The sequence below is a fragment of the Sporosarcina thermotolerans genome, assembly GCF_030067815.1.
Lineage (GTDB): Bacteria > Bacillota > Bacilli > Bacillales_A > Planococcaceae > Sporosarcina > Sporosarcina thermotolerans.
This window is the reverse complement of record NZ_CP125968.1, coordinates 1,043,459-1,066,476: the sequence shown is the minus strand read 5'-3', so window position 1 is coordinate 1,066,476 and position 23,018 is coordinate 1,043,459. Positions and strand designations below refer to the sequence as shown.

Below are 23,018 nucleotides of genomic sequence, written 5' to 3'. Positions count from 1 at the left end.
CTTTTCGTACTCCTATTGTAACTTTGCGTATAGTTGTTCACTTGAAGAGTTCAGCCCCCGGATTGTTACCGTTACTCCTTCTTCCTCAAGCTTCTGCTTCACTTTAACAATCGCCCCAACAGCGGATTCATCCCATAGCTGGCTATCTTCAAAGTCAATAATGACTTCCTTCTCCTTTACGTCACGAAAAGAATGGATGAATTTCGTAGTGGAAGCGAAAAATAACGGTCCTTTTATCTTATATATGTTAGATTGAGGCGTCACAGTCACGCGAGATATTTTCGATACAAAAAATAGTGAACTCAGAATGACACCGACTACAACACCGATTGCAAGATTATGCGTGTATAAAATAATTGCAACGGTGATGAGCATAACGAGCGATTCCGTTTTTGGCGCTTGCTTCAGAAACTTGAATGAGCCCCAGTTGAATGTTGTCGCTGCGACCATGATCATTACACCCGCAAGAACGGGCATCGGGATTTTCACGACAACATCTCCTAAAACGATGATCAAAAACATAAGGAAGACACCCGCTGTGAAAGTGGATAAGCGGCCGCGACCACCTGATTTGATATTGATCATCGATTGGCCGATTAATGCACATCCTGCCATCCCACCGAAAAATCCTGTGAAGAAGTTCGCGATTCCTTGTCCACGTGCTTCCCGATTTTTATCGCTCTCTGTATCGGTCATGTCGTCCAATACTTGGGATGTTAGCAATGATTCAAGTAGACCGACAATCGATAACGCCAGTGAATATGGGAAGATGATTTTCAGCGTTTCCAAGTTAAAAGGAATGTCCGGAATGAAGAAAGTCGGCAACGAATTCGGCATCTTTCCTAAATCGCCAATTGTCTGTAGCGTAACGCCGCTCATCAGTGCAATTCCCGTCATGACGACAATTGCGATAAGTGGTGCGGGAATTGCTGTGAAGAAACGCGGTACTGCGTAAACTAAAATCAAAGTCGCGATAGCGAAGATAAATGTCATTGCGTCTTGACCCCGCAAGTAAGGAAGCTGGGTGATGAAGATCATAATGCCAAGTGCATTCACGAATCCTAACATGACGGAATTCGGGATGAAACGCATCAAATTCGCGACGCCAACCCCCCCGAGGATAAGTTGAATAATTCCAGTCAAAACGGTCGCTGCCAATAGATATTGCAAGCCATGATCTGCCATCAAGTTGACGAGAACTAACGCCATTGCGCCGGTGGCTGCTGATATAAGCCCCGGACGCCCTCCCACAAATGAAGTGATAACGGCAATTGCGAATGAAGCATATAACGCGACACGCGGATCCACGCCTACGATGAACGCGAATGCTAATGCTTCAGGAATGAGTGCCAGTCCCACAACAATTCCTGCCAGTATATCGGCTCGGATATTTCCGAACCATTGTTGTTTCAACGTATGCAAGTTTTGTTCCCCTTTCTTGTTGTCTATACCATGCATACTTTTATGGATGCAGTAAAGATCGATTTTTATCGTTCTATTATAACAGAATGGCTTCACATTCACTCTGTGTATACAACTATCTAATCATCTTTCCAATCCTACATCATACAATTGTATTTACTGGAAAGTTTCTTTTTAGAAAATACTGAAGGAGATGGTGCCTTGAAAAAAACTGTGCTCGGCCTTTTGTTTATCGTTTATTTTCTCTTCGCAAGCGTTTATGTTCATGCTGCCTCCCCTACATCTTCGGACGTTCCCACCACCCATTCTGCAAGCAAGGAAATTGAATACCTTGTCAGCACCGGAATTCTGACTGAATCTCCAGCATTCGGTATCAATAAAGCCATCTCACGTATTGAAGCTGCTGAAATGATTGTTAAAGCGTTAGGAATTGAAGCAGAAGCGTTACCTAATGTTAATTTCATTGATGTTGACCCTGAGGATGAATTTTACACCATCGTTCAGACAGCGGTATCTGCGGGGTTCATGGTTGGGAATGGAATCGGAGAGTTCATGCCCGAGGCTCAGTTGACACGGGCACAGGCCGCTTCTATTTTGGTTGCCGCATTCAAAATGCAAGGAAAATCCGAATCGCAATTCCGTGATGTTCCTGCATCCTATTGGGCGAGTGACGCAATCGGAATTCTTATAGAAAATGAAATTACATTCGGTTATTCGGATGGAACATTCAGGCCAAATACTTCATTGACAAAAGGACATTTCAGCATATTTTTAGCACGAATTCTTAATCCGGAATTCAGAATTCGTCCCGCTTGCTACTCAGCTGAAAGCAAAAAATCGTATGCCATTAATGTACCGGTGACGAACGTTTGGCGTTCACCGGGTAAGACATGCCCAATCGATGAAATTTCAATCCAAGCAAATCCGGATATAAAAAAATGGACGTCCCAATTGACAATTCCCGACAAGAATTGGCTCATAGGAAGGACAGATACGCAAGTCTTATACGGAGACGCTGTCGAGATTATTAAAACGAGCGGAAACTGGCATTATATCGCAATAAAGGACCAAGCGAAGACCGGCCATACGAAAGGCTATGAAGGATGGGTACCGAAATCGCATGTTGCCGCCTCCGTTATCGGCAATACGGACTGCCCAATTGCCATCGTGAATGCAAAATTCGCCACACTTTACAATGTACCTAAATGGGATGACAAGCAGAAATGGCTTGATGTAAGTTACTCAACAATCTTGCCCGTCATAGCAGAGCATGGTGAATTCCTTGAAGTTTTAACAGTTGACGGCAGTACGAAATTCACGTTAAAGCGGGACGTTAGCGTACATTTTAATTATGCGGCAGTTCCGAAACCGACTGCGAAAGACATCGTCGACAGCGCCAAACAATATTTAGGACTCCCTTACGTCTGGGCAGGGATTTCCGCTCTCGGCTTTGACTGCTCGGGCCTGACCTATTCCGTCTATAAAAACCACGGTATACTTATTCCGCGTGATTCCTTCGTTCAAGCAACTCAAGGAAAGGCGGTTAGCCGCAGTCAACTGCAACCGGGGGATCTACTGTTTTTTGCTCATAACGGGGGCAAAGGCCAAGTCTACCATGTGTCGCTATATATTGGTGACGGAAAGATGATTCATGCCCCAAACTCTTCTCGAAGTATCGAGATCATCTCAATTGACACGCCATTATATAAAAAGAACTATTCCGGTGCTCGGAGATATTTGGCATCAAATTGAATGTATCCACCTACTATCCTTCAATGTTGTGAATAAAACTGCTAAGTTTCGACAAGTACTGTTCATACCTGACATATAACTGGAGGAGTTAAAGTGGGATCTCCCAAAAACAGTAACCCTTCGAATGACGAAAAGAAAGTGGAAGAATCCTTTTCCGATAACTTTGAGATGAATGTAAGTCTTATAAAAGAAGCATTCTCTTATCCGACCAATCAATCGCTGAAACTAAGGAATATTTCTATGCTACAGGGAAAGAAAGAAGGAGTAATTCTTTTTCTTGAAGGTACTGTCGATACAAAGACAGTTGAGGAATATATTATTGAACCACTATTTAAGGTACGTGATCCATTTGAAGATATGGATGTTTTATCCCTTCTTGCCGATAGTGTGTTAGCCACGGTCGGTACTAAGAAAGTAAAGAAGTTGCAGGATGCTGTTAAAGATATATTAGGCGGCAACACCTTAATCCTGATCGATGGCGAGCACGAAGCATTAACGGCGGAATCTACCGGTTTTGAAAATCGTGGTGTCAGTGAACCGACAGTTGAGAACGGAGTCAGGGACCGAAAGAATCGTTCAACGAATCAATGGCTGTCAATCAGTCATTAATCCGAAAACAGATTAAAGACAGTCGGTTACTATGCGAATTAATGATGGTTGGAAACAACTCAATCCAAGAAGTCTCGATCATGTATATAAAAGGCGTAGCGGATGAGGAACTTTTGAATGAAGTGAAAAAGAAGATTGAAGGAATCGAAAGTGATTTGATCCAAAACCTTCCTATATTAGAACAGTACGTAGAAAGTAGAGCCTATTCATTAGTTCCCTCGACACTTTTAACGGAACGACCAGATAGGGCATGTTCCTTTCTTTTAGATGGTCATATTGTGCTTTTAATGAATAACTCACCTTTTGCCTTAGTCGTTCCTGTCACTTTTTGGTCCTTATTCCATACGATTGAAGACCAATATCTTCGTTGGGCGTATGCGAACTTTATTCGAATCATTAGTTTAATATCAATTTTCATTGCTCTCTATACACCTGCAACTTACTTGGCGATTAGTACATTTCATGTTGAGATGCTACCACCCGATCTTCTGTTTGCTATTGCAGCGACGAGGGAAGTCGTTCCCATTCCGGTTCTATGGGAAATTATTTTACTGGAGATTGTTTTTGAAATTCTAAGGGAGGCAGGCATTCGGATTCCGTCCGTGATTGGCCCAACGATTGGCATCGTTGGAGCACTTATTTTAGGACAGGCTGCGGTCCAGGCGAACCTTGTTAGTCCTATCCTTGTGATTATTGTCGCAATAACGGGGTTGTCTTCATTTGTAATCCAAGATTTGAATTTAGGTTTCATGATAAGAATACTAAGATTTGCCTTTATTTTCATCGCGAATTTCATGGGCTTTTTCGGGATATTCTTGGCCACCGCCTGTTTGTTTGCTTATATGGTTTCATTGAAATCATTCAATGTTCCTTTTTTCGCACCTTTCGCTCCTTATTTTCAATCGTCGAAAGGATTGATTTTCCGCCCACCAGTATGGAAGCAGATGCTGACCCCTTTTTATTCGAACAGTAAAAACGATGAAAGGGGTAATAAGCCGAAAGAAGGTTCAAGCGATGATTAAGGTTAACGACGGGAAAATAAGAAAAAGAGAATTAGCAGGCATCCTCATTTTTTTATTTGCTATTCAAGCGATGGATACCACCCCAGACTTGCTTTTTAAACTTGGTAAAAATGCGGCTTGGATGATTCCCATTCTTTCCTCCTTCGTCACATTGATCCCTTTCTTTGTTCTGTTAGGGATAGTGAAAAAGCGGAATATGGGTCTAACTGAACTTATATTTACTCTCATGGGAAAACGGATGGGCACCTTCGTTATACTACTATTTTTTATCATAATATTTAGCTCAACGGTGATCAATAGTAGAAGCTATACGGATGTTTTCAACACAATGTTTTACCCGAAAACCCCCATTCCATACCTATATGTCATGCTTATTGGCGCATGTTTTTACATCGCGAAACGCGGTTTGGAAAATATCGCAAGAACTGCTTGGATTTTCACACCAATCGTGTTAATTTTGATGTTTTCACTTGTAGGGTTTGTTTATGATGATATTGCTTTAGTTCGAATTTATCCGATTGCCGGCCCGGGCCTAACAACAATTCTGAAGGAAAGCGTAGTCTATAGTTCAATCTACGGGGAAATCATTTTGCTCTTTGCACTTTATCCTTTTATCCAAAAGCATAAAGATATGCGGGTTGGTACTTTGTTTGGATGGATTATTTCAGTCATGTCCGTTGTAGTATTCATGATCATATACACAGCAGTTTTTGACTATCCCGCAAGTCAAGATATCGCATATCCTTTTCAACAATTAAGCCGAATGGCAAGAATCGGGACAATTAGCCATCTCGAATCGATTTATTTGGCCATAGCAACGATTGCTTCGGCTATTCACTTTTCGATCTACTTATATTTATCGGCATTTTTCTTATCAAAAGTGCTTCACCTAAATAAATTCGAACCTCTATTGTTGCCCTTGGCCGGTCTAACTGTTCTTCTTGGAATGATTTCACCAAATATCTTTATTGGAAACGCACTTCGGGAATATTTAGTTCGTTCAAGTTCATTTTTCCTATTTTTTTTCCCCTTCATCTTATGGCTTCTACATCTTCGGAAGGGAAGGTTAACAAATGAGAAGGCTTAAATTTTCTTTCTTGTTGTTTGCCAGTGTTTTTATCCTTGCCGGTTGTTGGGATAAAAGCGAATTGGAGGAAGAGGATATGTTGTCGTATTGGGAATCGATAAGAGTAAAGAGGATCATATGTTAGATGTGACCTTTCAAATTGAAAATCCGCAAGTAGGATCCTCAAGCCTGGCTATGGCACAAAATGAACCTCCCAGTGACATTTTAACAATTACAGCGACGGATATTTTATCCGCGAAAGAATTGGCAAATAGCTCTGTTTCAAGAAAACTTGATCTTTCACAGGTGGAAACCATCATTATCGGAGAAGCATTTGCAAAAAGTGATTATTTCCACAACGTTATCGCTTCATCCTTACGCGACCCGGAAATACGGAGGAAAATGATTATGATTGTGAGCAAGGAAAAAGCACGGGAATTTATTGATAACAATCATGCTAAGTTAGAAACGCGTCCGCATAAATATTATTCTTTCATGAGGAACAGATGGAAGGATACAGGTTATGTTCCAATTTCCGACTTAAATCGATATTTACAAAGGACATCTGGCGCCTTATTTTTGGCCATTTATGCCACTTCTGAAAGGGATGAAGAACGTCGGAAAAATCCCGATAATTATGTAGCAGGACAAGTCCCGCAAAAAGAGGGTGATCCTGTTCAAATGATTGGTTCCGCAGTATTTAAAGACGGTAAAATGATTGGTACTTTAACAGGTGAGGAAACAAGAAGTGCACTTCTGATAAGAAAAAAAAGTATGGCCCATCACTATATCGATTCGATTAAAGATCCCAAAAAGGAAGATCTTATGATTTCCGCAAGGGTTTTAAAGGAGGAACAGGCAAGATTTAGGATAGACTTAACAAAAGACCACCCCGAATTGTATATTACAGTGCCTTTGAGAGTTCAAATTCTTTCCACTCCAAGTGGAATTGATTACGCAAGCAATGAAAAAAACCAGGCACTTTTAAAAAGGGATATTAAAAAAGATCTTGAAGAGAAAACTTCAAAGCTGATCAAAAAAACAAAAGAAGAATATCATGCTGAGCCTTTCGTTTGGTACGAAGAGGTGCGTCGTAAATTCCTGACTATGGAAGATTTTATAAAATACGATTGGCAGAATAAATATCGTGATGCACAAATTCATTTGGATTTCGAAATTACAATAGAGAGTTTCGGTAGCACACTGAAACCCCAAAAAATAAAACCGAAGGAATGATTGCTTTGCCAATTCCATTGGTATGCCTCTTTCTATATGTAATGGTATATACAGCGAACTACGGTCGTCTGATATGGGGCTCCGGCAATAAATTTGCAAGCATAATTGTTTTTTTAATGGCGGCAATGATACCCGCTCTTTTGATTGGACTTACGTTCTTTAGTTAGAAAAAACACAAAATGTGCTAAGTGCACATTTTGTGTTTTTGAATGATTATTGACGAATTGTTTTCAATGCTGTTGACCAAGGAATAACTTGATCCAACATTTCGTTTACAGAATTCGCTTGTACCTCAGCCGGTTTGAACTCTGTATAGTTTTCGAAGTCTGTGAATAATGATAGTGCTGGGTGTACGCGAACATCCGCAACTAATAATTCACCTAGAATACCACGTAGGTGTTCTGTCGCACGAGCTCCGCCTACTGAACCGTATGAAACGATACCTGCAGCTTTGTTGTTCCACTCTTCACGTAAGTAATCCAATGCGTTTTTAAGTGCTCCAGTGATGGAGTGGTTATATTCTTGAACGATGAATACGAAACCGTCTTGTTTCGCGATGATTTCAGACCATGCTACCGCACCTGTTGCTTCGCCTTCACCTAATAGTGGTAATTTATAATCTGCGATATCGATAATTGTGTAATTTGCATCTCCGCGTTTATCCGCTAGTTCTTTTTACCCAAGCTCCAACTTGTGGACTTACGCGTCCCTCACGTGTTGATCCTAAAACAATACCTATATTTAAATTCGTCATTGTTGTTTCCTCCTCTTGTTGTCTTCCGAATAATTTATCAAAAAATCCCATTTTTTCTCTTCACCTCCTTACAAGTATTCTTTTTCAATGTTTCGCGTGCTGCGAACTGTGTCGATTGGTCTTACCAATCTCTCAATTTGCTCCCGTTTTCCTTCAAGGAATGGCGGCAATGATAGCTTTTCTCCTACTGTTTCATATGGCTCGTCTCCCATGAAACCAGGGCCATCCGTTGCCAATTCAAATAGGATACCGGGTGCTACACGTGTATAAATTGATTCGAAAAAGAACCGATCAATATAGCCCGATGTATTGAAACCGAATTGTTGCAAACGGTCATTCCATGCATTCAATGTGCTTGTATCTTCTACCCGGAAAGCTGCATGGTGCACTGTACCAAAACCTTGGCGACCATTTGGCAACATAATGTTATGTTCCACAATGACTTGCGCACCGTTTCCGCCCTCACCGACTTCAAATAAATGCAGCGATCCAGTTTTATCGATTTCTTTGAACTCCATCGCTGTCTCAAGCACCTTTTTAAAGTAATCGAATTCCGCGACGCGTATATGGAGTGGTCCCAATCCTGTTATAGCGTATTCAAGAGGAACCGGACCATTTTGCCATGGTGTACCCGTGGCCACCCCTTCGTTGTTCTCATCCGAGATCAACATATATTGTTGCTCGTCAAAGTCAATGAATGAAATGGTCTTCTTTCCGAACACTTCTTTGATTCCATCGTTTTTCACGTTATATTTTTCGAAACGCTTCACCCAATAGTCCAATGCTGCGTCTGACGGAACACGGAATCCCGTTTTGTAAATTTCATTTGTCCCGTGCGTACCTTTCGGTATACCAGGAAAATCGAAAAATGTCATATCTGTACCCGCTGCCCCTTTATCATCCGCAAAGAACAAGTGGTACGTTTGGATATCATCTTGGTTCACTGTTTTTTTCACTAAACGCATACCCAATGTATAAGTGAAGAACTCATAGTTTTTTTCCGCGCTACTTGTTATGGCAGTAACGTGATGAATACCTTTTAATCCGTTCATTCGACTCTCTCCTTTTCGTAATTATAGTTAAATATCTTTATTTCGAGATATAGAAACAAAAAAAATTTCTTCCCGATTATTATATTCTGCTCAATTAATACTCTAAATCTAAACTATCTTGAATTCAAGGTAAATCTTAACATGCATTTTGGGGAACGTCAACAGTTTAGTTTTGACCTGTTTTAAAAATGACAAAGAACCCAGACCAATATAGGTTTGGGTTCCATGGTTGCCTCCACTATTGTCTATGGGAAGTTATCGCCATTCTACGGGCAGTCGAGAGCATTCTATGGGCAGTTGCCACCGTTCTATGGGAAGTCACGAGCATTCTATGGGCAGTTGCCACCGTTCTATGGGAAGTCACGAGCATTCTATGGGCAGTTGCCGCCGTTCTACGGGAAGTCACGAGCATTCTATGGGCAGTTGCCACCGTTCTATGGGAAGTCGCAGCATGCCTACACTTTCGCATCCGTTAATTAAATTGTTGAACGACAGTCCCCTTCCCATTCTCCATTTTCACTTCAGCGGATGCTCCGTTGACGAATGTAATTTGGGGTGGGACGTGTCCGCAGTCAATATCATAGATAACTGGAATGCCTAAATCCTTGGTAAGATCTTCGTAAACGTCCTCAATTTCATAATTCTCTACAGGCTGATTTGCAGGGCTTCTCCCAAATAGAATGCCGGAGCAATTATCGAACCAGCCGGCGTACTTCATCTGAACAAGCGATCTGCGCAAGTCAGTGGTAGAAAGTTCGCAGTTCTCAAAGTACCAAATGATTGGTTCATTGTTGATGAATTCCTTTTGGAAGGACGCGACATACCCGTAAGGCGTCCCATCAGATGTCGGATGACATCGATACATCCCCCAAGTAGTCGGCCTTTCATTTCAATAGGATTATCAGATGTTGGCTTCCATTCTGTCGGTTCCGTTAGATGGAAAACCCAAGGGGACGGATTGTCATGCTGCCACTTCTTCTGATAGTGTTCTGAGGAATATTGGGTGACTGCTTCACCGGATTCCGTCTGCAATACAGAAAGCCACATCGATGTTGTTGGGTCGGATTGCTCCCCACGTAAATCAACTAAATTTGTTCCATGAGCTGTTGCAATACCCGTTTTTAATGTCAGTGCAAGAAGAAGTGCACTTGTGTCCGAATAGCCTAAGATCCACTTCGGCCGTACTTTTTCGAAATCAATATGCTCCAAGATCTCGATTAATAATTCCCCGCCCCAAGGTGGAAAAATGAAATCGATTTCTTCATCTTGCAACATGGTATTCAATTCCTTCGCACGTATCCGTGCAGGAGCCGACTTCGCCTTTTCTTGCGTCCATACCGTTTCCCCGATAACAGTACGGAAACCATTTAAATGCATACGTTCGACTGCCTGTTTTACGATACCCTCGAGTTCTCTTCTTACCCCGGAAGACGGGGCAGTGATACCGATTGTTGCTGAATCCGGCAAATAAGGATATTTGATCATCATGCATTCCCCTTTCCTTTTCCTGATTATAGCAATCTCTTGTTTCGATTGGTATGAAATATGAATTAACTTCAAAAATGCCTGTTAGCAAAAAATATCGCTAACAGGCATCGACCAAATCACCTTAAAAATACATTCACACCTTCCGTCCAGTCGCTAAACGCATTATTATCACCGTTAAATGTATAATAGATTTTTTTCACTTTCGGACTCTTGAAAACTGCTTCATTCAAAACAGCTATCAGTTCAGCTTGATCAGCCCATGCTGCACCAATCAGCTCCCCGAAATGTTGAAAGTCCACTACGGCAATACCCTCATTATTCAAATAAGCCCCATGTAACGTGTCCTTCAGCCTCGCATCGAATAAATCCTCGCGGGCTAAAACAGTTTCTACTTCACTTTCAATACGAAGATTACGCTCACCGAATTCGTCCACATCGATGATGCCGCCATATTCGACATCCGTCAGTTCCGGTGCCTTTAATTCAACAACTTGGAAAACTGAATCCTCTCCGCCTTCTTTCGGAAGCTGCCAGATGGCCATATTTCCACGGATGGAAGGGAATTCACCTTCGCCGATTATCTTAATTTCTTTCCGCATAAGTGAATACACATAGATTTTATGACCGCTTTCCCAAATGACAAAGTCCTTGCCGATATCGAAGCTGTTGATATCCCCATTAAACACTTCAGCTTCTTTCCTACCGAATTCAACAGGCATTACAACAAGCCTCGTTTCACTCGTCTCGGTTTTTTCCTGCCAAACGACGTATTCATCATTCACTTTCGGAAACATGAGCTCAAACTTATTTCCTGTCCTTGAATCCACTTGTCGTCGATCCAGCGAATATTAACGAATTCATATCCTCCATAATCGGACCAGACAAGATAATGATCTGAAATTTGAGGGAACGTTTCCATATATGTGGTCTCATCAACAGTCACAAGTTCACGAGTATCCAAGTCGTACACTTGAATCGCCACTTTATCCTCCCTGCTACAGGTTCCACCCATGTCAAAAGATTTTCACGGGTGCTAAGGGAAAGTCGGGGATTCACGATATGCGGATTCCCATAGCCAGCGACCTGTTTGGAAAATCGAATGAGGTTTTTCTCGTTTGTACTCCGATTCAGCGCATAAATTCTCCATTCATACTCACCGTCTAATGTCCCGGAATCCACCCACGTAATCCATTCATCATTCACTTGCCCATCACTTAATTCCCCGGCTATTTCCGATTGGAAAGTTTCATCGAACTGTTGCGTTTTCAAATTGTACTGAAACAAATCAAAGTCGAATGAACCGGAATCTGAATCTGGAACTTTGTCGCTCCCCGACCAGATGACTGTATCGCCATGAATGTCTTGATAATGAACTTCCTTCTTCCCGTCTCAATTGTGTAGCGATTCCAGATGAAATTCTCTATATCGACAGCTTCTTCCGTCGGCAGTGACACTGGCGGATTGATTTCTTGTGGAGGCTCTTCTGTTGCGAAAAGGCCAATTTCCTTTCCAGCGATTCCACCTAAAATAACAAGGAATGCACAAATGGAAATAGCGGTAAGGAATGCTGGCAACGGATTGAACCGTTTCGCGGGTGCATCGCTTTTCATTTTCTTAATGCCGTTTCGAATTCTGTGTTTATCCAACTCCGTAAAATAATCGTCCTGCGAAATGACGTTGTCTAATTTTTCTTCTAACCCTTTCAACTTCTCATCCATTAACCTCACCTCTTTCCATTTGCTCCAACGGCATCCTCAACTTCTCCCTTCCCGGTGCAGCCTCACTTTCACCGTACTTTCACTAACCCCCAAAATCTCACTTACTTCCTTGATTGATAAATGCTTATAGTAATAAAGCAAAATCACTTCTCTATAAGGCACAGCTAACTTGAGAACAAGATCGACAAGTTGCTCGCTTTCAAGCTTTTCAATGACTTCATCTTGAGGTCCTCGCCGGCTTGATTTCAATAATTCCTTTATATTTTCCTGCACGGTGATCTTTCGCATATGCCAGCTTTTCAAGTAATCTTTACACTTGTTAATTGCAACCGAATAAATCCATGTCCTAATCGAAGACTTTCCTGCAAATGATCCTAACTTCAAGTAAATTGTTATGAATATTTCCTGCGTTAAGTCTTCCGCCGCAGGATGATCTTTTACGTATGTATAGATAAGTCGTTTAATCTCTTCACCGTATTCATCCATAAGAAATTCAATTTGCTCATCTCTACCCATTCCCTCCCAATCCAACTGTCCCATGTCCTCCCCCTTCCTTACCTGTTAGACGACGCTCGGTTTGTATCGGTTACAAAATGATGCCTGCCACCGGCAACATTCCAATCCGGGGGCAGGCATCAAGTTTTCATTTCTTATCCATTACATCTGCTAGTTGCTGCGAATGAGGATTTCCTTCTTTACGCAATTTGTCAATGATGTTGTTATAATCGGTCTCATTTCGATTCTGGCTTAATTTATATGCAGCCTGGATTTCATCCACTTTGATCTTAAAACCGACGATACCTTTTAGTTCATTTTCGATGAGCTCAAGCGAAAGTGTATCCCATAGAACTTGATTTCCCCGATGTCCTTCGTATTTAGCCAGCATTCTTTTCAAGTCTTCTATCAATTCATCTCTTGTTAGAATGCTTGCTTTGCCATAAAGATGAACCGCCTGATAATTCCACGTCGGCACATTTTCATGGGAATACCAGGAAGAAGAAACATACGCATGCGGACCCTGAAGCATGACTAAGACTTCCTCGCACGTATCGAACGTCCTCCATTGAGGATTTCCATAAGCCATATGCCCGGTAACATACCAATCATCGCCTTCTTGGATGAACCCGAAAGGCAAATGAGTCGCAATCGGTCTCCCTTTTCTTGTCGTGACAAGTGTCCCAAAAGAATTCTCCTGGACAAAGTCTCGGATTTTTTCTATATCAGTTACCTTAAAGTATTTTGGAATATACATAGGCTCCCCCTCTCCCTTATTTTTAACGAGGTAAACTATATGTCGTTTGTTCCATTCCCGGTAAAAAGCCTAAGTCATAATAAAGTGACTCCGCTGGATTGCCTACAGTGACAAAAAGGCAAACCACATCATGTTGCTCCTTTAAAGTAGATAAGGAGTGTTTCAACAATTTGGACGCTATGCCTCTACCCCTGTAGTTTTTATCAACGACAATATCATAAACTAACGGAAGGTCTTCCCATATTGAAATTAGGCATGCTCCGACTAATTGTTTTGTATTTTTATCGAAGATAAGGCGAGAAGCTTTTTGCAATAACTCCTCCCCGTTGTGCTTGAAATAGTAATCCAAGTCTGATCTTTGCTGCTCGATTGTATTTTCTGTTGGATGGCCGATTCTGTCAGCTCCTGAATAGCATTGGTATGAAAGTTGAGCAATGGTTTCTAAATCCTCGGTAGTCGGGGCTTTAATGAAAAAGTCAGTTCCCCAGTCAATCATATCGAACTGCTCAGTAGGTCGAATCATAATACGCCTTGCTTCGATTGGTTTGAACCCTAAACGTAAGAAATGCTCTGCTTGGTATGGTAATATTCCAATTGCCTCAAGAGGCTTGGATGGTTCGGAAATATCTTTCAAGTATTTCTTCAACCTTCTTAGAACTCTATAACTTTCTGTAAATGGCGGTTCCAAGAAAAAGGACCAAAGCATGTTAGGTTCTAAGCACACTCCACCAATACGTCTCCCGCTCTGCAATAGCCAGTAGCAAGGGACTTCACTTCCAAAAATAGCCACGCGTCTTTCCCAGCTCTGTCTAAAAAACACATTTTCCCTATAGGTAGTGTAATGTATTGCGAAATCTTTTGGATTTGCTTTCATTAAGCTAAACTCATTGTCTATACGTTGTTGCATACGATCCCCCCTCATTCCAACTAAAAACTATTATTTGTTTTGAATAAGCCCAAAGCCAATTCCCGTTGGATCTACTAAATAAGCAAGATAAAACTCGTCGAATTCCATTTTCTCTCTAACGATCATCGCCCCATTTTCTGTAGCCTTCAAAATTGCCTCATCAATTAGATCCACTTCAATCTGGATACGTGCGCCATGCGGGAAATCATGTGGACCTTTTGCAATTCCTCCATTAATGCCGCCATGTTCTATGTCTCCTGTCGAAATAGCTCTGTAATCCCATTTCGGCTTGGCAATTTCCCACCCGAAAACGGTGGAATAAAATTCCGCTGCTTTTTCCGGTTCTTGACTATTCAACTCAAAACCAATTACATTTCCTGAACGCACTTTCATGATACATCCCCCCATTAGACATCTTATTGTAATTACAATTATTCCAAGGTTCAGTAATATTGACAAGTACTTTTGTGAAAACGTTCATGTTCACTGCCCGCCAGGTGTCCAAACGAGTAAACTTCCCATTGAATGTTAGAGACTTCCCGTTAAACGCCGGGAACTTCCCATTGAACGACAAAGACTTCCCGTTAAACGTCAGGAACTTCTCATTGAACGGCAAAGACTTCCCGTTAAACGCAGGGAACTTCCCATTGAACGGCAAAGACTTCCCGTTAAACGCAGGGAACTTCCCATTGAACGGCAAAGACTTCCCGTTAAACGCCGAGTACTTCCTATTGAACGCCTATGACTTCCCGTTAAACACCGAGAACACTTCCTATTGAATGGAATGCCAATGTTCAGCAAAATCATCGGTTAACATGCAAAAAACTGCCACCCTAATAAAAAAATTGTGCAGTTAGCAAGCGCTTCGCCTCGAACGGAAGTATCATTCCGTTTTTACAAGGAGCTGGAAAAGGAGAGTTAAGGGTGCAAATGGTGTCTATGAAAAAACAGGATTTCTACTCTTGGAAAGATCCTGTTTTCTTCTATTCTAAAAGCAAATTTCTTCTAATGAACAAAGTACACAGCTTGGTGCATTTCGAACAAAAATGTAAGTTTTGGAGTTCGTTTTGTTCGTTATTTCAATGGATGACCCCTATGCCGCACGGTATGATGGAGACAACATGATTAAATGATTTGGGGGAATATGCGATGGATATAGTTGTGCAGACAACAGGCATTCGAAAGGTATATGGCACAAAATCGAATTTAATTACCGTACTTGAGGATATCGACTTTGCCGTTCAAGAAGGAGAGTTTGTTGCCATTATGGGGCCTTCGGGGGCTGGCAAGACGACGTTGCTAAATATTTTAGCCACGATTGATAAACCAACCTCGGGAAGTGTACGCATAAACGGAACTGAGATTACAAGCTTGAGCGATGAACCATTATCCGAGTTTAGACGTTCAAAGTTAGGATTCATTTTCCAGGACTATAATTTGCTTGATTCATTGACGATACGGGAGAATATCATGCTGCCTATGACGTTTTCCAACAAATATGATGTTTCGACAGACTTAAGAGTTAATGAAATTGCTGGAAAGCTTGGCATAGGGGCTATTTTGGACCGGTATCCTTATGAAACGTCGGGAGGGCAAAAGCAGCGGGCTGCTGCTGCGCGGGCGATTATCCATAATCCAACGCTCGTTCTTGCAGATGAACCGACCGGTGCATTGGATTCAAAAGCTTCGATGGATCTTCTATCGGCATTTCAATTGATGAATAATGAGTATGGGACGACAATTTTGATGGTTACGCACGATGCTTTTGCCGCAAGTTATTGCGACCGTGTCCTTTTCATGAAGGATGGTAGATTGTTTACCGAGATTGTGAAAGGCGATAAGGATCGGAAGTGGTTTTTTGATCGGCTTGTGATGACCTTATCAAACTTGGGAGGCGGCAGTTATGACATTATATGATGTCGTCCTCAAGAACATAAAATATAATATCCAGAAGTATTTTATTTACATCGCTTCCCTCACCTTTAGTGTGCTCATTTATTTCACATTCGTTTCATTGCAGTACAATGAGCAAATTGGCGAGGCATTTGCCCGGGAAGATAAGATGGGTCCTCTTTTGACTGGCGTTTCGGTTTTGCTGTCCTTGTTCATCATGGTGTTCGTCTGGTATTCTAATGCATTCTTCATCACAAACCGTAAGCAGGAAATTGGGCTTTATTCATTAGTCGGCGGTACAAAAAAGGAAATCGGGAAAATGCTGTTTTACGAGAATATGTCATTGGGCATTCTCGCGTTAGTCATTGGTATAGGGCTTGGACAATTATTCTCAACGTTCTTTAGTATGATTTTACTCAAAGTTATGGGATTTACATTGGTTGTTCATTTCTCCATACAGCCGGCGGCCATCGCACAGACTTCGCTTGTTTTCCTACTCGTCATGTCGATTACGTCGTTACAAGGCTATTTGATCGCCTATCGTTTTAATTTAATTGAGCTGTTTCAGGCAAAGCAGAAGGTACAACAACAATGGAAGCCGTCTTACATTCTTGCAATACTTGCGGTCGCGTTGATTAGCTTCGGTTATTGGAGTCTTTTACATGCAGTCGAATCAAAAAGCTGGGCTGATCATTTCGGTAGGAATTTCACAATAATTTTGGCTGTCCTTGTCATCGGATCCTATTTTCTATTCCATACGGGCAGCGGATTCCTTGTTCATGTATGGCAGAAAAGGAAAAAATCCTACCAACGCTGGAAGAACTTGTTGACGCTCACACAATTGAAAAGTCGGCTACGCAGCAACGGTCTGCTTTTAACTGTCATTTCCGTGTTGAATGCCGTAACACTCGTTGCATTCGGTTTTGCTTATACAATTTACTTTAATACACTTCAAACTCTTGAGGATCATGTGCCGTTTAGTTATCAGTTCAGCGCGCAGTCGGAACTTGCTAATAAGAAAGTGACAAATATCTTGGGAGCATACGAGGAGCATCCACTTATCTTTGATGAAACATTCGAGTATCTAACAGTTCCTGGATCGGCAAATGGGCTTGACTCGGTGCCAGGCGGCTTTCATTATTACCGAGACTCTTTCTTGGTGCTTTCAATCTCAACATACAATTTACTGGCGGAAAAACTTGAAAGATCTCCAGTAGATACTATCCAAGGAGAAAATGAAACAGTCATTTTGGGAAGGAATTTTATCGGTTCACAAAAGAAGGATGAGAATGTAGGCACTAATTTATCACTTGTCAGTCCAAAAGGGGAACTTCCATTTCATGTTATCGGCAATAAAGTGGAAACACTCTTTTCATATAATGTACAGCCATCCGTATTGATTGTGAATGATAGTATGTACGAACAATTGAAACAAAGTGGAACTATGCATGCGACTCGGGTAATAAAGGTCGGTAATCAGAAGGAAGCAAATCGATTGACAGATGATTTAAAAGCAGTCTATGAAGGCGATGGGAACGAAACGGAGTGGTTCGAGCCGGACAAGGGCTTCTATAGTTTTTCTGAAAGTTATCAAACAGGGCAATCCATATATGGCCTGCTCATCTTCGTGTTTGGCTTCATGGGACTTGTTTTTTTAGTAGCCACAGGCAGTGTTATTTATTTTAAAACGTTGACAGAAGCAGCGGAAGACCGAAAGCGTTACGAAATTTTACGTAAAATCGGACTGAGTCGGAAGAAGGTAAAGGCGCTGATTGCAAGACAAACATTTCTATTTTTCCTTCTCCCTCTCCTTGTAGGGATTACGCATAGTTGCATCATCCTTGCAGCACTCTCTTATGTGATGGATATCAATTTCATCTATCCTGTTTCAATCAGCGTCTCTGTGTATACATGTTTATATGGCCTTTATTACCAAATGACCGTTGCAACTGCAAACAAACTTGTGAATTCATAAATAAACGGGAAGGGCTCGCCTTTCCCGTTTCATTTACAATGGCGTAATAATCATCGCCTTTTGGAAAATGGACAGTTATAACTGTATACATATTTACCGTCGAGATAGTTACCCCATGACCAATCTTGTCTATAATTTTTTTTGCGATATACAAACCAATCCCGGTTGATTTACTGTTAATGCGGCCATTTGTTCCTGTGAAACCTAATTCAAAGACACGGCCTATATCCTGGTCCGGGATGCCAATGCCCTGGTCTTTTATTTTTAATCTAACCTCATTGGAATCTTCCTCAGAAATAATTGTAATTATTTCTCCGTCCTCTGAGTACTTCAATGCATTAGAGATGAATTCAGATAGCGAGTAGACAAGCCATTTAGTGTCCGTTTCAATTACCAAGGGTTGAATTTGAAGGTCAATTTTTATCTTCCGTCTAATGAACTCCTTTGCAAATTTTTTAACGACAGACTTGACGATTGTGTCAGTTCCGTCCTTGAGATGAAATAATCCCTTGCGAAATGGTCGGTTCTTGTGAAGTAAAGGGCCTGATTGACACTTCGTTCAATGCGTGAGATTTCTTCTAAAATACTCTCGTTTTCCGGGTTTCCCTTCGCTTGCTCCACTATCAATTTACTGATTGCAATCGGTGTTTTAATATCATGGAACCAGGTCGTCATGAATTCCATTGATTCCTTTTTATCGCGAAGGATGGATGTTAATTGTTGCTGTTGCGCATTGTTTACTGCTTGGAGCAATTCCATATACAATTGCTGCTCATATGTATTTGCAGCTCCTATCCCGTCCTGTATAAACGCTCCGTTGCTCCAACGGGAACTAATCTCCTTATGATGCTTTGCAATGATATAATAATCGATTACCAAATAAGAAATAAAGAAAAAGAGCGAAATGACATGGATATAAAGGATATTGGAAAAATGGATGGACATACTCGGCTCGACATTAAGCATAATTGTGACAAACGACATGATACCTGCATACAAGATGATTAGGCGCTTTTGGAAGCGGATGTATTGGCTAAATGAAGTGCTCATGAGAGTATGTATCCTTGTCCTTTTTTCGTTTGAATGTATCCTACCATTCCATATTCGCCTAATTTTCGGCGCAACCGGTTTATATTGACAGTGAGCGTGTTGTCATCGATGAAATTTTCATCCTCCCATAAGGCTGTTATTAATTCATCACGCGGGACAATTTCACTTTTACGTTCAAGAAGAACGCAAAGGATGCGGAATTCATTTTTCGTTAACTCAATTTCACCTTCAGGAGTGGAAAGAGCCGCCTTCTTTACATTAAGCGTTAAATCGCGATGTGTAAGCCGATCGGTATCTGCTTGTTGGTAGGTATATGTCCTTCTCAATAGTGCATGGATTTTTGTTAGCAGCATCTCCATCGAGAATGGTTTTTGAACAAAGTCGTCTCCCCCATATTCAGTGCCATCATCATGTCCATCGTCTCCGTTCGTGATGAGAGGAAGACGATTGGTACATTTGAATGCCGTCTAATCCGTTCGCACCAATAAAATCCATTCATATAAGGTAGATTAATATCAAGCAAGACGAGATTCGGTTTCACCGTGAGGAATGATTCTTCCACTTGACGGAAATCTTCTACAACATGAACCGCATATCCCCATTTTTGCAATTCTGATGCAATAATCGAACGGATTTTCATCTCATCTTCCACAACTAAAACGGTAAACATTTTCCTTCCCACCCCTATCCTTGAAATGAGATACAACTTTAAAGGCTTATATTTATCCTGATTGTATCATAGGTAATTATCGGAAAAGGCGTCATGACAAAAATGTAAGTTTGCTAAAGAAGTTCTTTCATTTTCTTAATCTCTTATCCAATGTCGCCTACCCTATACTGGTTCCTTCCATTCGCATTACGTTGTTATACGGCGCAGTTATATTGTCATACGAACTTCCCTTTAAACACCATGAACTTCCTATTGAGGTCCAATGTTTAGCAAAAATAATCGGTTAACGTACAAAAAAACTGCCACCAACACAAACTAAAATGTGTAGGTGACAGGTCTAAAAAAGATTACTTCTTTTCAATTACAGCAAAATAATTATCCTCTTCATCAGCAAAATTAAAAATGTTTACCTGTTGGCAACTCCATCATCTCGCCAGTCTTAACTCCTTTATTCTTAAGAGCGTTAAAAAGCTCATCTACATTCTCCGTAAAGAACATTAACGAAGGTGTTCAAAGATTCAATTCAGGGCTCATTTTAGCAACGAACTCCTTATTGTGTATGACGATACTTGTCCCCCACCTTCCGGAGCAACCTCAATCCATCGAAAACCTTGTCCATTATCTTCTTCCCCGATTACTTGAAACCCCAACTTTTCCGTCCAAAAACTTCGTGCTTGATCTTGATTCGTAACATATAACATGACTTGCCCCAACGTATGAATCATTCGCTTCGGACTCCATTTAATTAGTTTTAGGTATATAAATCAATTACATATTCAAATACTACCTTATACAGTATAATTTGTCATAAACATGCTTAAACATTTTTTATTGACACCATTCAGTATAGGAATTATATTTACCTTTACCTATTAAAAATGAAAAGGAATAAATTATGAATAATACACTTGTACGCGATGAAAAGGCATTAACGAAAGCGTTCATGAGTTTTCTACTACCGATTATGTTCGCGAATATTTTACAATCCCTTGGTCAGATTTTCGGGATGTTTTTAGTGGGGAGAAATTTGGGGGTCGATGCCCTCGCAGCAATATCCGCGTTCTTCCCGTTCTTCTTTTTTTTGATGGCATTTGCGATTGGCATTGGTTCCGGGAGTTCGATATTGGTAGGACAAACCTTCGGCGCGGGCAATATTGATAAAATGAAGCAAGTTGTTGGCGTCACGTTGGCAGCCACGACTCTTTTATCGATTGTCGTTGCCATTTTCGGTGGCGTATTCATTGAAACGATTTTGCGCATCATGCAGACACCGGAAAATATTTTTGCTCAAAGTGTTGCGTATGCCCGTATTTTATTTTTCACTTTACCAATTATGTTTATTTACATGGTGTACACGACTTTCTTACGGGGAGTTGGTGATTCCAAGACACCGTTCATTTTCTTGGTTATCAGTGTAATCTTAAACATTATATTTCTCCCTGTTCTTATGTTCGGGTGGCTTGGCTTGCCCCGTCTTGGTTTGAATGGTGCCGCGTATGCATCGGTTTTGTCCAACCTTATAACACTTCTATTGCTTTTACTTTATTTACACAAGAAACAACATAGTTTGCGGTTGGATAAAACGGTGTTGCAATACTTCAGATTAAAGAAGGATATTTTGTCATCCTTATTGAAACTAGCAATCCCGGCCAGTATAAGCATGGTGGCGATTTCGGTCGCTGAAATTGCGATCATCGGATTTGTGAACGTCTACGGATCCAGTGCGACAGCTGCTTATGGCGTAGTTAATCAGATTGGCGGATATGCACAAATGCCGGCGATGAGTATCGCGATTGCGACATCAGTATTCGTCGCACAAGCGCTTGGTGCCAGTTCCACGCAAATGATTCAAAAAATCCGGCAGATCGGTGTACGCCTAAACTATGTATTAGGCGGAATCATTATCGCCATTATGTATCTGTTTGCACAACCAATTTTAGGTCTTTTCATTGATCATGCTGAAACTCTTTCTATTGCAAAAGATTATTTATTCATTACGTTTTGGAGTTATATTATTTTCGGTCATATGCAAACTGTAACTGCTACGATGCGCGCAACAGGCGTTGTCCTCTGGCCGACCATCTTTTTGGTCCTTACGATTTGGGCTTGCGAAGTACCTGTCGCGTATTTCCTATCCCACCATACTTCCCTTCAATTGAACGGCGTTTGGGCTTCGTATGCAATAGCGTTCTGTGTGAATTTCATTGCCCAGTATACGTATTTCCAAACGAGATGGAAAAAGAAAACGTTACAGGTTATGTTGCGTGATTGAATGGTTTTCTAAAACCGAAAAATCAGGATCTCTCCATTTGGAAAGATCCTGTTTTTTTATAATAGCCATTTTACTTCTTCATACGCGAGATTGTATGATTAAATGTTTGTCCTCTACACTGTCATTGTTCCTAAGCTGCAAAGGAGGAGATTAGTAACTTATGAAAAAGAAAATACTATTCATTGGTACAAGTATTCTGTTGGTTTTCTTATTATTAGTGGGAGTGGGAACATATGAATTGATGAATTCCAGAGAATTTCAGTTATTTGGAGGGCTGACAAACAAAGTGGAAACGAATCAAAAAGTAGTTGCACTCACTTTTGATGACGGTCCAACAAAGAACACCGATGATATTCTCACATTATTAAAGAAGTATGATGTAAAAACGACCTTCTTTTTAATTGGGAATGAAATTGAAAAAAATCCCGAAATAACAAAGAAAATTTTAGACGAAGGTCATCAAATCGGAAATCATACGTATTCACATCAACGAATGATTTTTAAATCACCTTCTTTTATTAAGGAAGAAATCGAAAAAACAGACGATTTAATTCGCAGCATTGGATTTGAAGGAGAAATAGACTTTCGACCGCCAAATGGAAAAAAGATTGTCGGGTTGCCTTATTATTTATTCAAGGTGAAAAAAGATACAATAACCTGGAACCTTGAACCCGACATGATTTTAAACACCACTGATAAAATTGATTATATTAACAAGAATGTCACTCCTGGGTCCATTATATTAATGCATCCTATGTTTGACGAAAGTGGCGAGGAACTTAAAGTTATCGAAGGAATAATTGAATCATTATTAAATGAAGGATACACATTTGTTACAGTAAATGAGCTTCAGAACTTGAAAGATAATAATGATTAATAA

Annotated in this window: 22 protein-coding genes and 4 pseudogenes; 10 read left to right on the top strand and 16 right to left on the bottom strand. The window is 40.9% G+C overall.

All coding sequences use genetic code 11. The features are described 5' to 3' along the window. Nucleotides 1-12: 12 nt before the first annotated feature. The gene (locus QNH10_RS06025) at nt 13-1,422 is read right to left on the bottom strand and encodes a SulP family inorganic anion transporter (protein ID WP_283733889.1); all 1,410 of its coding nucleotides are present in this window, start codon (nt 1,420-1,422) and stop codon (nt 13-15) included. Nucleotides 1,423-1,623: 201 nt separating this feature from the next. On the opposite strand from QNH10_RS06025, the gene QNH10_RS06020 reads away from it, so the two are divergent. The 4 genes and pseudogenes from QNH10_RS06020 to QNH10_RS06000 all read left to right on the top strand — a co-directional run bounded on the left by QNH10_RS06020 (nt 1,624) and on the right by QNH10_RS06000 (nt 7,107). Then, nucleotides 1,624-3,174, top strand: coding sequence for an NlpC/P60 family protein (locus tag QNH10_RS06020; protein ID WP_283733888.1), 1,551 nt, complete (start codon nt 1,624-1,626; stop codon nt 3,172-3,174). Nucleotides 3,175-3,342: 168 nt separating this feature from the next. Further along, a pseudogene (locus tag QNH10_RS06010) lies at nt 3,343-4,805 on the top strand (spore germination protein). Beyond that, complete coding sequence (locus QNH10_RS06005; RefSeq protein ID WP_283733885.1) at nt 4,798-5,892, top strand: GerAB/ArcD/ProY family transporter; 1,095 nt, start codon at nt 4,798-4,800, stop codon at nt 5,890-5,892. Before QNH10_RS06010 ends, QNH10_RS06005 begins: the two are co-directional and overlap by 8 nt. Nucleotides 5,893-5,979: 87 nt before the next feature. Further along, entirely contained in the window at nt 5,980-7,107 is a 1,128-nt protein-coding gene (locus tag QNH10_RS06000) for a Ger(x)C family spore germination protein (protein ID WP_283733884.1), read from the top strand. Nucleotides 7,108-7,320: 213 nt separating this feature from the next. Here QNH10_RS06000 and QNH10_RS05995 read toward each other — a convergent pair. Both QNH10_RS05995 and QNH10_RS05990 read right to left on the bottom strand, forming a co-directional pair. Continuing rightward, nucleotides 7,321-7,912 (bottom strand): annotated as a pseudogene (locus QNH10_RS05995) (NADPH-dependent FMN reductase). Between the two features lie 17 nt (nt 7,913-7,929). Continuing rightward, entirely contained in the window at nt 7,930-8,913 is a 984-nt protein-coding gene (locus QNH10_RS05990; protein WP_283733883.1) for a ring-cleaving dioxygenase, read from the bottom strand. Between the two features lie 188 nt (nt 8,914-9,101). Here QNH10_RS05990 and QNH10_RS05985 point away from each other — a divergent pair, with 188 nt between their 5' ends. Beyond that, nucleotides 9,102-9,389 carry a hypothetical protein gene (locus QNH10_RS05985; protein ID WP_283733882.1) on the top strand — a complete coding sequence of 96 codons (288 nt, stop codon included), beginning with the start codon at nt 9,102-9,104 and terminating at the stop codon, nt 9,387-9,389. Here the strand turns inward: QNH10_RS05985 and QNH10_RS05980 are convergent. From QNH10_RS05980 to QNH10_RS05945, 8 genes and pseudogenes are all read right to left on the bottom strand, one after another. After that, nucleotides 9,386-10,398: pseudogene (locus QNH10_RS05980) on the bottom strand (S66 family peptidase). The gene QNH10_RS05985 and the pseudogene QNH10_RS05980 overlap by 4 nt on opposite strands. A 119-nt stretch (nt 10,399-10,517) precedes the next feature. Further along, nucleotides 10,518-11,228 (bottom strand): hypothetical protein, encoded by a 711-nt coding sequence (locus QNH10_RS05975; protein ID WP_283733881.1) that lies wholly within the window; start codon nt 11,226-11,228, stop codon nt 10,518-10,520. Further along, complete coding sequence (locus QNH10_RS05970; protein ID WP_283733880.1) at nt 11,180-11,383, bottom strand: hypothetical protein; 204 nt, start codon at nt 11,381-11,383, stop codon at nt 11,180-11,182. The genes QNH10_RS05975 and QNH10_RS05970 overlap by 49 nt, the downstream gene beginning before the upstream one ends. A gap of 283 nt (nt 11,384-11,666) precedes the next feature. After that, nucleotides 11,667-12,119 carry a hypothetical protein gene (locus QNH10_RS05965; RefSeq protein WP_283733879.1) on the bottom strand — a complete coding sequence of 151 codons (453 nt, stop codon included), beginning with the start codon at nt 12,117-12,119 and terminating at the stop codon, nt 11,667-11,669. Between the two features lie 36 nt (nt 12,120-12,155). Next, entirely contained in the window at nt 12,156-12,659 is a 504-nt protein-coding gene (locus QNH10_RS05960) for a sigma-70 family RNA polymerase sigma factor (RefSeq protein ID WP_283733878.1), read from the bottom strand. Nucleotides 12,660-12,762: 103 nt separating this feature from the next. Beyond that, entirely contained in the window at nt 12,763-13,371 is a 609-nt protein-coding gene (locus QNH10_RS05955; RefSeq protein WP_283733877.1) for an FMN-binding negative transcriptional regulator, read from the bottom strand. A 22-nt stretch (nt 13,372-13,393) separates the two neighbouring features. Further along, nucleotides 13,394-14,278: a GNAT family N-acetyltransferase gene (locus QNH10_RS05950; RefSeq protein ID WP_283733876.1), complete on the bottom strand. Its 885-nt coding sequence runs from the start codon at nt 14,276-14,278 to the stop codon at nt 13,394-13,396. Nucleotides 14,279-14,308: 30 nt separating this feature from the next. Beyond that, nucleotides 14,309-14,671, bottom strand: a complete 363-nt coding sequence (locus tag QNH10_RS05945; protein ID WP_283733875.1) for a VOC family protein — start codon at nt 14,669-14,671, stop codon at nt 14,309-14,311. A 59-nt stretch (nt 14,672-14,730) separates the two neighbouring features. On the opposite strand from QNH10_RS05945, the gene QNH10_RS05940 reads away from it, so the two are divergent. The 3 genes from QNH10_RS05940 (at nt 14,731) to QNH10_RS05930 (ending at nt 18,146) form a co-directional block, all read left to right on the top strand. Then, nucleotides 14,731-15,057 carry a hypothetical protein gene (locus QNH10_RS05940; protein ID WP_283733874.1) on the top strand — a complete coding sequence of 109 codons (327 nt, stop codon included), beginning with the start codon at nt 14,731-14,733 and terminating at the stop codon, nt 15,055-15,057. Nucleotides 15,058-15,427: 370 nt separating this feature from the next. After that, nucleotides 15,428-16,195 (top strand): ABC transporter ATP-binding protein, encoded by a 768-nt coding sequence (locus QNH10_RS05935; RefSeq protein ID WP_283733873.1) that lies wholly within the window; start codon nt 15,428-15,430, stop codon nt 16,193-16,195. Then, nucleotides 16,182-18,146: an ABC transporter permease gene (locus tag QNH10_RS05930; RefSeq protein ID WP_283733872.1), complete on the top strand. Its 1,965-nt coding sequence runs from the start codon at nt 16,182-16,184 to the stop codon at nt 18,144-18,146. Before QNH10_RS05935 ends, QNH10_RS05930 begins: the two co-directional genes overlap by 14 nt. On the opposite strand, the gene QNH10_RS21055 is transcribed toward QNH10_RS05930, so the two are convergent. From QNH10_RS21055 to QNH10_RS05915, 5 genes and pseudogenes are all read right to left on the bottom strand, one after another. Continuing rightward, nucleotides 18,064-18,480 carry an ATP-binding protein gene (locus tag QNH10_RS21055; RefSeq protein ID WP_430541112.1) on the bottom strand — a complete coding sequence of 139 codons (417 nt, stop codon included), beginning with the start codon at nt 18,478-18,480 and terminating at the stop codon, nt 18,064-18,066. The genes QNH10_RS05930 and QNH10_RS21055 overlap by 83 nt on opposite strands. A gap of 86 nt (nt 18,481-18,566) precedes the next feature. Further along, a complete protein-coding gene (locus QNH10_RS05925; protein ID WP_283733871.1) occupies nt 18,567-19,196 on the bottom strand; it encodes an ATP-binding protein in 630 nt (209 codons plus the stop codon). After that, a complete protein-coding gene (locus QNH10_RS20510) occupies nt 19,193-19,549 on the bottom strand; it encodes a winged helix-turn-helix domain-containing protein (protein ID WP_347178005.1) in 357 nt (118 codons plus the stop codon). Before QNH10_RS20510 ends, QNH10_RS05925 begins: the two co-directional genes overlap by 4 nt. After that, complete coding sequence (locus QNH10_RS20505) at nt 19,540-19,866, bottom strand: response regulator (protein WP_347178004.1); 327 nt, start codon at nt 19,864-19,866, stop codon at nt 19,540-19,542. Before QNH10_RS20505 ends, QNH10_RS20510 begins: the two co-directional genes overlap by 10 nt. A 347-nt stretch (nt 19,867-20,213) precedes the next feature. Then, nucleotides 20,214-20,591, bottom strand: a pseudogene (locus QNH10_RS05915) (VOC family protein). A gap of 170 nt (nt 20,592-20,761) precedes the next feature. Here QNH10_RS05915 and QNH10_RS05910 point away from each other — a divergent pair. Beyond that, on the top strand, nt 20,762-22,138 hold the full coding sequence (locus QNH10_RS05910; protein WP_283733870.1) for an MATE family efflux transporter: 1,377 nt from the start codon (nt 20,762-20,764) through the stop codon (nt 22,136-22,138). A 160-nt stretch (nt 22,139-22,298) separates the two neighbouring features. Next, a complete protein-coding gene (locus QNH10_RS05905) occupies nt 22,299-23,015 on the top strand; it encodes a polysaccharide deacetylase family protein (protein WP_283733869.1) in 717 nt (238 codons plus the stop codon). The last annotated feature ends 3 nt before the right edge of the window (nt 23,016-23,018 follow it).